6 protein-coding genes are annotated in these 7,566 nt (G+C 74.6%); 2 read left to right on the top strand and 4 right to left on the bottom strand.

Annotation, left to right across the window (positions count from 1 at the left end):
• Nucleotides 1-3,790, bottom strand: a 3,790-nt coding sequence (locus tag ATM99_RS11365) for an ACP S-malonyltransferase (RefSeq protein ID WP_150118260.1), incomplete at its 3' end; no start/stop codon positions are given.
• Nucleotides 3,791-3,936: 146 nt separating this feature from the next.
• Entirely contained in the window at nt 3,937-5,184 is a 1,248-nt protein-coding gene (locus ATM99_RS11360; RefSeq protein WP_062103031.1) for an MFS transporter, read from the bottom strand.
• A 377-nt stretch (nt 5,185-5,561) separates the two neighbouring features.
• Between ATM99_RS11360 and ATM99_RS11355 the strand changes: the two genes are divergently transcribed.
• Together ATM99_RS11355 and ATM99_RS11350 are read left to right on the top strand one after the other, a co-directional pair.
• The gene (locus ATM99_RS11355) at nt 5,562-5,765 is read left to right on the top strand and encodes a hypothetical protein (RefSeq protein WP_150118259.1); all 204 of its coding nucleotides are present in this window, start codon (nt 5,562-5,564) and stop codon (nt 5,763-5,765) included.
• Between the two features lie 54 nt (nt 5,766-5,819).
• The gene (locus ATM99_RS11350) at nt 5,820-6,530 is read left to right on the top strand and encodes a LiaI-LiaF-like domain-containing protein (RefSeq protein ID WP_062103029.1); all 711 of its coding nucleotides are present in this window, start codon (nt 5,820-5,822) and stop codon (nt 6,528-6,530) included.
• 71 nt (nt 6,531-6,601) lie between these two features.
• On the opposite strand, the gene ATM99_RS11345 is transcribed toward ATM99_RS11350, so the two are convergent.
• Nucleotides 6,602-6,940: a hypothetical protein gene (locus ATM99_RS11345; RefSeq protein ID WP_062103028.1), complete on the bottom strand. Its 339-nt coding sequence runs from the start codon at nt 6,938-6,940 to the stop codon at nt 6,602-6,604.
• Between the two features lie 32 nt (nt 6,941-6,972).
• Nucleotides 6,973-7,566, bottom strand: a 594-nt coding sequence (locus tag ATM99_RS19340; RefSeq protein WP_369798060.1) for a hypothetical protein, incomplete at its 5' end; no start/stop codon positions are given.

Below are 7,566 nucleotides of genomic sequence, written 5' to 3'. Positions count from 1 at the left end.
TCGCGACCCCCGCGGCGGCCGTCGCACCCGCCCGGGTCGACGCCGGGTCGACGGGCAGCCCCAGGAACGACGTCCGGGTGCCCTCCCACATCTGGAGCGCCCAGTTCAGCCACTTGATCCCCTCGCAGTAGATCGCGACCGGGCGCCGCTGCACCTCGGGCGTGTCGACGAGCGTGCCCTCGACCTCGGACGTGAAGTGGAACGGGGGCATCGCCGTGAAGTGCGTGCCCATGGTGAACACGAACCGCAGCAGCCAGTGCGGGTCGTCGCGCAGGTGCGGCGAGGCGGGGTCGTCGAGGTCGTAGACCGCCCGCATGACCGCCGCGAAGTGGTCCTCCAGGCCCCGCGGGTGCGCGGGGTCGACCGGCAGGCCGCGTTCGGTCACGTCCCGCACGCCGTACGACGCGGCGTAGGGGTTCCCGGGGTGGAACGTCACGTCGACGCGTGCGGTCCCGTCGGCGGCCGTGCGCACGTCGAGGTCGAACAGCTCGTTGTGCATCTCGTCGTAGTGGCCCACCGAGTTGTGCCACGGCTTGTTGTCGTACATCGGGTCGTCGCGGGTGTCGGCCCCCGAGCTGCGGTACCCGATCGCGCGCGGGTCGAGGAACCGCAGGCCGATGCTGCGCGCCGTCACGGCGCGCAGCGCGCGGGCGACCTCCGCGTCGTCCGCGCCGGCCCGGACCAGCGCGTCCGCGTGCAGGAGCGGCCCGAGGTCACCCATCTTGATGTTCTCGGTGTTGGTGTCGCCGACGACGAGCGCGTGCGTCGGAGGCTCGAGGACGCGCTGCAGCGCCGGGTCGTCGCGGAACGCGGCGAGCACGGCCCGCACGTTGCGGTACCGGACCCCGTTGACGGTGAGCGTGTCGCCGTCCAGCAGACGCGCGTCGAACGTGCGCGGCGCGGTCGCGCGGGACAGCGCGAGCCGGTCCTCGATCTTGCGCAGGTACTGCTCGTCGAGCGTCCCGCCCGGGCCGGCGCCGCGCCGCTGGGAGTGCACGTGGGCGTGCAGGAACCGCAGGATGACCTTGTACAGCCGCGCGACCACCCGGTGGGACGGCGCGTGGTCGCGCACGAACTGCCCGACCTCGACGCCCGGCACGTACGTCATCTCGTAGATGACCTCGTGGAGCGCCTCGCCCGGTGCGCCGTGGCCGACCGCGCGCAGCGTGCGCTCGGTGAGGTGGTCGACCCGCGGGAAGTGGTCGCGCAGGCCGGGTGGCAGGGCGCCGAGGTACTCGGCCTGGCGCTTGGCCTTCGTGAAGGGCGGCAGCATGGGTCCCTCGCCGTCGGGGTCCCACCGCGCGGTCGTGAGCGCCTCGCTGAGGACCTTGCGGACCCGCAGCCGAGGGTCGCCCGTGCGGCGGAAGAAGATCGTCATGGACTCGCTGCCGCCCTCGCCGAAGCCCGCGACGGTCTCGTCGGGCTGCACGTAGGCGCTCACCGTGCTGTGCAGGAGGTTCCGCCGCTGCGCGTAGTCCGTGATGGCGCGGCGCTCGGGCGATGCGGTGAGCAGCACGCGGGCCTCGGCCTCGTCGAGCTCGGGGTTGAGCCCGTGGCGCCACGTCTCCTCGGGCGAGCGCACCACGAGGGTGCGCAGGCCGTGAGGACCGGCGTCGAGCTGCTGGGCACGGCTCGCGTGCCCGAGGGCGAGCACGGTGCACGACGCGTCGAGCCGCACGGGGCGACGACGCTCGCGCGACCTGCGCCGCGTGAAGACCGCCGCCGTCTCGGCGGCCAGGTCGCGGCGCGCGAGCAGCGGCCGACCGTGCAGCGACAGCATCGGGACCTGCGCGTCGACGACGCGGTCGCACAGCGCGACCACGAGCTGCTCGGTCCGCCGGTCGTGCCCGCGTCCCAGGACGAGCTGCGTCGCGAGGTCGACGACGTCGGCCGGCTGGACCGCGCGGGCGGCCACGAGCCCCAGCAGCCACCCGAACGGGTCGTTGGCCTCGACGAACACGTGGTTGTACTCGAAGAACCCGGGACGGTGCTGGTGCACCAGCGCGAGCAGGCTCAGCTGGTGGACGATCACGTCGACCGCGTCGGCCCGCGCGAGCACGACGTCGAGCGCCTGCCGCTCGTCGTCGCGGGAGTCCTCGCGACGCCCGTCGACGACGGCGTCGTGCACGCGCTGCGCGGCGGGCTGGGAGGCGACCAGGTCACGGACGACCGGCACGAGGTGCCGGACGGCGGGGCGTCTGATCTGCTCGAAGTGGACGACGAGCGCCTCGGTGTCCGCGGCGGGCTCGACCTCCTCGACGCGCACGCGTCCCGTGGTGTCGACGACCTGCAGCTCGGTGCAGGCACGCCCGGCGTCGGGACCGGTGAGGCGCTTGCGCATGCGCGCACCGACGACGAGCTCCCCCGTACGGACGTGCGCGTGGTGGGCGAGCGTGTGCTGCAGCGTCTCCCGGAACCGGCGCAGCGCGGGGCTGGTGTCGCGCTCGGGGTGCCGTGCCGCCTCGAAGCCCATCTCGCAGACGCGTCGCCGCAGGTAGCCGTCGAAGGCGGGTTCGCGTGCCGCGAGCGAGGTGAGGTCGCGCAGGGTGCCGAGGTCCGCGTCGGCGAGCGCGGCGTCGGGTCGTGCCGCGAGAGCCCGTGTCCGGCATGTGAGCTCGTCGACGAGGTCCGCGCCGGCGACGAGGCGCGCAGCCTCGTCCGCGCCCGTGACCGCGAGCGCGTCGGGCTGCGCCGTGTTGTCCCGCAGGAGCTGCAGCGAGCGACCGCCGCGGCCGATCTCGAGCACGAGGTCGGGGTGCAGCTCGTCGATCAGCTCGACGGTGCGCTGCGAGTCCATCACCTCGTCGGTCATGGCGAGGATGGCGTGGCGCACGTGGGCGGCGGTGATGAGGAAGCCGTGCCCGCTGTTCGACAGCAGGGGCGCGCGGGGTGCGGTGAACGTGATGCGACGGTCGTCGAGGTACCGGGCGAGCGCCTCGCGCGCGCCGATCATGCGCCGGGAGTGCGCGAGGAACGTGGTGGGGGCCTTGAGCTCCTCGGCCTCGATCTCGGGGTAGGAGCGCAGCACGTGGACGAACGTGGGCAGGAAGGACTCGCGCACGTAGACGTTGACCTGGTGCCGCGAGTACCGCTTGTGGACCTCGACGTGCTCGCCGTGGCGCTGGGTGAGCACCTCGCTCACGCGGCGGACGGACTCGGGGCCGGAGCGCAGCGCGACGACGTGGAACGGCTCGCTCACCGGAGGGGACTCCGAGGAGTGCCGGGGCAGGTACCGCTCGATGCTGGCGCCGAAGGCGCCGCCTGCGCGCTGGTTCGACGCGGCGAGCAGCAGCGGCGTGAAGACGCGGGCGATCTGGGCGCCGTCGCCGACCGAGAGGGCTCCGGCGGCGACCGCCGAGGCGAGCATGCCGAAGCTCTCGCCCGTGTAGGCGGCGAACCGCAGGTGGCCGGAGCGCTCGGCGCGTGCGGCGAGGTCGGCGTGGACGGCGAGGTTGTGCACGAGGAACGCGGCGGCGATGAAGCCCTGTCGCTCGACCCGGTCCTCGGGCAGGTTCGCCCGGGTGAGCGCGAGGCCGTCCGGCCCGGCGGGCACCTGGAGCGCGTCGGCCGCCTCCCGGTAGACCTCCGCGACGACCGGGAGGTCGGACCCGACGGTCGCGGCGCCGACCTCGCGGTAGGCGTCGCGGCTGCCGAGGCCCGGGAAGAACGCCACCGCCGCGAAGCCGTCCTCGGTGGGGGACGTGCTCCGCGGCGGTGCGGCGTGCTGCTGGACGGGTGGGTCGGACGGCTGCTGGTCCACGGTCGCGTCGGTCGCTACGTCTGTCGTCACGTCGGTCTCCCCCTGAGATGTGCCGGACGGTGCTGCGGTCCCGCGGTGCGTGCGGGCGCGACCGCGCGCGGCGGGTCGCCCCGCCGCGCGGGAGGTGTGTGGTCGTGCGCGAGGTGGTGCTCGGTGCGCGCTCGGTGCGCCGAGGCTCAGGTGGTGGGCTGCGCGACCGGGGCGACGTCGTGGGCGACCGGGGTGCGCCCGGTCCGCGTGGCTGCGCCGCGTCGGGCGGCGCGCGAGGTCGGCACGAGCACGGCGAGCGCGGCGAGCGCGAGCCCGGCACCGACCCACAGCGGCGAGACGAAGCCGAGGCCGGCGGCGATGGCGACGCCGCCGAGCCACGCCCCCGCGGCGTTGCCGACGTTGAGCGCCGCGATGTTCGTGCCGGACGCGACGGTGGGGGCGTCGCCCGCGAACTGCATGATGCGCAGCTGCAGCCCGGGGGCGGTCGCGAAGCCGACGGCCCCGAGCAGGAACATCGCGACGACGGTGAGCCAGGTGACGGAGGCGACGGCCGCGAACCCGACGAGGACGAGCGCGAGCCCGCCGATGGCCGCGACGAGCGAGCCGTCGAGGTCGCGGTCGGCCCAGCGCCCGCCGGCGAGGTTGCCGAGGAACGTGCCGACGCCGAAGAGCAGCAGGAGCCACGGGACCGCGGCGGTCGTGATCCCGCTGACCTCGGTGAGGGTGAAGGCGATGTAGGTGTAGGCGCCGACGAGCCCGCCGAACGTGAGGACGCTGACCAGTGCGGAGAGGAGCACCTGGGGTCGCCGCAGCACGCCGAGCTCGGAGCGCAGCCCGGCGGACGGTGCGGCGGGGGTGTGGCGGACGAGGAGCTGGATGCCGGCGAGCGTCACCACGCCGATCCCGGTGATCGCCCAGAACGTGGCGCGCCAGCCGAGCTGCTGGCCCACGAAGGTCCCGAACGGGACGCCGACGACGTTCGCGACGGTCAGGCCGGCGAACATCAGCGAGATGGCGGCGGCCTTGCGGTTCTCGGCGACCATGTCGGAGGCGACGACGGCCCCGACGCCGAAGAACGCGCCGTGGCAGAGGGCGGCGACGACGCGTCCGGTGAGCATGACGCCGTAGGTCGGGGCGAGCGCGGAGATGAGGTTGCCGGCGATGAACAGCACGACGAGCCCGAGCAGCACGCGCTTGCGCTCGACGCGGGCGAGGGCGGCCGTGAGGGCGATGGCTCCGACGGCGACGCTGAGGGCGTAGCCCGACACGAGGTAGCCCGCGACGCTCTCCGTCACGGCGAAGTCGGCCGCGATCTCGGGCAGCAGCCCGACGATGCCGAACTCGGTGAGGCCGATGCCGAATCCTCCGAGCGCCAGGGCGACGAGCCCCGGGGGGAGTGCGGCGGTCCGTGCGTCCTGCCCCTGTGCGGCCATGGTGAGGTCCTCTCCCGGAGAAGTATCGACGATTCGGAGATTATCGATGAGAAACCTTCCGGTCAACGGCTGTCGCGAACCGTGAACCCCCGCCGTGACAGCCCGCCCCTCCGCCCGTCGACCGCGACCGCAGCCCAGGACGGCCTGATCTCCCGCTTCGTCCAGGGTCGGTCGGCGGCCTCAGTCATATCGCCAGTGTGCGATTCATCGATGCGTTCGTCTAGGTGAGGGCGTCGACGCCCGTCCGTGCGACCCGGCGGGGCGCCCTGGCTGCCGGCCCCGGACCGAGGTCCCTCGCGCCCGCCGCTGCAGTGCTCCTAGCCTGCGAGGACGGCCCCGGGTCGTCGGGGCAGGGCGTCATCGGCAAGGAGGCCGACATGCGTGTCCGTCCGTACCACTCCGCCCGCAGCACCGCCGCGCACCTCTTCCACGAGGACGACGACTGCCCGGGCGGCCGCCAGCTCGCATGGTTCGACAAGGTCGACGGCACCGAGGGCTGCGAGCCCTGCCCGGTGTGCGTCCGGACCGTCGCGGCGTGCCCCGAGCACCCCGCCGCGGTGTCACCGGCCCCGGTGCCGTGACCAGCGACGTCGGGTCCCTGACAGCCGGGACCCGACGTCGGTAGGTTGGCGGGCATGGACGGTCGTCGCTCGCTCGGTCAGGTGCTCGTCGGTGTGCTCGTCGTGCTCGCCGGGGTCGTGCTCCTGCTCGGGCGCACGGGCGTCGTCGACGTCGACCTCGGGACCGTCGCGAGCACGCTGTGGCCGCTGCTCGTCGTGCTCGTCGGCGTCACCTCGCTCCTTCTCGTGCCGCGCGCGTGGTTCGGCCCCGTCGTCATCACCGCCGCCGGGGTCGTCCTGCTGCTCGACCGGCTGCGGGTCCTCGACGTGAGCCTGTGGGAGTACGTCTGGCCGGTCGCGGTGATCCTCATCGGGCTGGGCATCGTGCTCGGCGCCGCCGCACGCACCGAGCAGGAGGGGCGTCTCACCGCGATCGCGTTCTGGTGGGGCGCCGAGCGGCGCACCCGCACGCAGCAGTTCCGGTGGGCGAGCCTCACGGCGATCATGGGCGGCGTCGAGCTGGACCTGCGCGAGGCCGACATCGAGGGGACGGCGCGCATCGACGTCTTCACCTTCTGGGGCGGCGTCGACATCAAGGTGCCGCGCACCTGGGAGGTGCGCACCTCGGGTCTGCCGCTGCTGGGCGGCTGGGAGGACAAGACCGAGCCGCCCGTCGGCGGCGGCCCCGTGCTCGACGTGCGGCTCGTGACGATCATGGGCGGTGCGGAGGTGCGGTACGGGAAGAAGTCGGCGCGACCGGACGTGCAGGACGCGCCGGTCGTCTGACGCCCCGGGGTGCCGGCGCCCCTCGCCGACGGGGCGCTCGACGGCGTGAGCGTCAGGGCGTGCGCGGCGCGTCAGCGTCCGACGTGCTCGAGCGCCTCGGCGACGCGGTCGTGCCACACCGTCGGGTCGTCGGACGCGATCGCCACCCACTCCCGCATGGGCGGACGCCCCTCGGGGAACGGCAGCCCCTCACCGGCCTCCACGAGGGCCGTCACGCGGTGCGCCGGAAGCTTCACGACGAGGTGGTCGCCCGGCGTCATCGCGACGATCGACCGGCCCAGCCGCAGCGTCGCCGTGCCGAAGTGGCGCGGTCCGTCGGAGGGCTGCACGACGCCGGGTCGGTCGGCGAACGCCGCCGCGACCTCCCGCAGGCGCGCCTCCGCCGTGTCATGCGGTGTGGCGTGGGTCACGCCGGCAGCGTAGCGCCGGGCGTGCGGACCGCCTAGAGGACGGGCGCGGACTGCCCGACGACCTCGGGACCGCCGACCTCGCGCGTCCCGAGCTCGTCCTGCGCGAACGCGTGCGCCACACGGATGCCCGGCCGCCCCGCCGACGACGCGTCGACCACGACCCGGGGGTGCGGGCGGGTCGCGTCCGCGGGACTCGTCCACGACACCGCAGCCGCCGAGTACCCGCCGCGCCGCGCGGCCTCCCGTGCCTCGGCGACCCCGGCGTCGGACGCCTCGAAGTCGAGCACCTCCACGTCGTAGCCCTCGCGGACCAGGACGAACGGCGCCGCGTCGCCGCGCACGGCGCGCTCGAGCGCCAGCTCGAGCGCACGCAGGGCGAGGTCCTGGACGCGCTCCGACGGGCGGTGGGGCAGGTCGTCGGGCGTCAGGGGGCGAGCCGCGGCGACGGGCGAGCCGAGGCCCGGCGTCGCGACGGCGAACGCGCGGGGCACGTACGCGTCCCCGGCGACGGGCGTGACGGCCGGCGCGACGGCCTGCGTGGCGGGCGGCGCGACGGTCGGGGTCGGGTTCGTCGGTGCGTCGAGGTCGTCCGCCGGGAGCGCGGCGGCGTCGGGGGTGGGGTCGAC

Origin of the sequence: Cellulomonas sp. B6 (genome assembly GCF_001462455.1) — a bacterium.
In the GTDB taxonomy this organism is placed as follows: Bacteria; Actinomycetota; Actinomycetes; order Actinomycetales; family Cellulomonadaceae; genus Cellulomonas.
The sequence above is the reverse complement of the archived record's forward strand: the minus strand, read 5'-3'. Positions and strand labels throughout refer to the sequence as shown.

Bases quoted from the DNA above. Each gene is read 5' to 3' on its own strand.
- ATM99_RS11350 (WP_062103029.1), top strand. From the start codon at position 5,820: ATGGACGGTCGTCGCTCGCTCGGTCAGGTGCTCGTCGGTGTGCTCGTC.
- ATM99_RS11360 (WP_062103031.1), bottom strand. From the start codon at position 5,184: ATGGCCGCACAGGGGCAGGACGCACGGACCGCCGCACTCCCCCCGGGG.
- ATM99_RS11355 (WP_150118259.1), top strand. From the start codon at position 5,562: ATGCGTGTCCGTCCGTACCACTCCGCCCGCAGCACCGCCGCGCACCTC.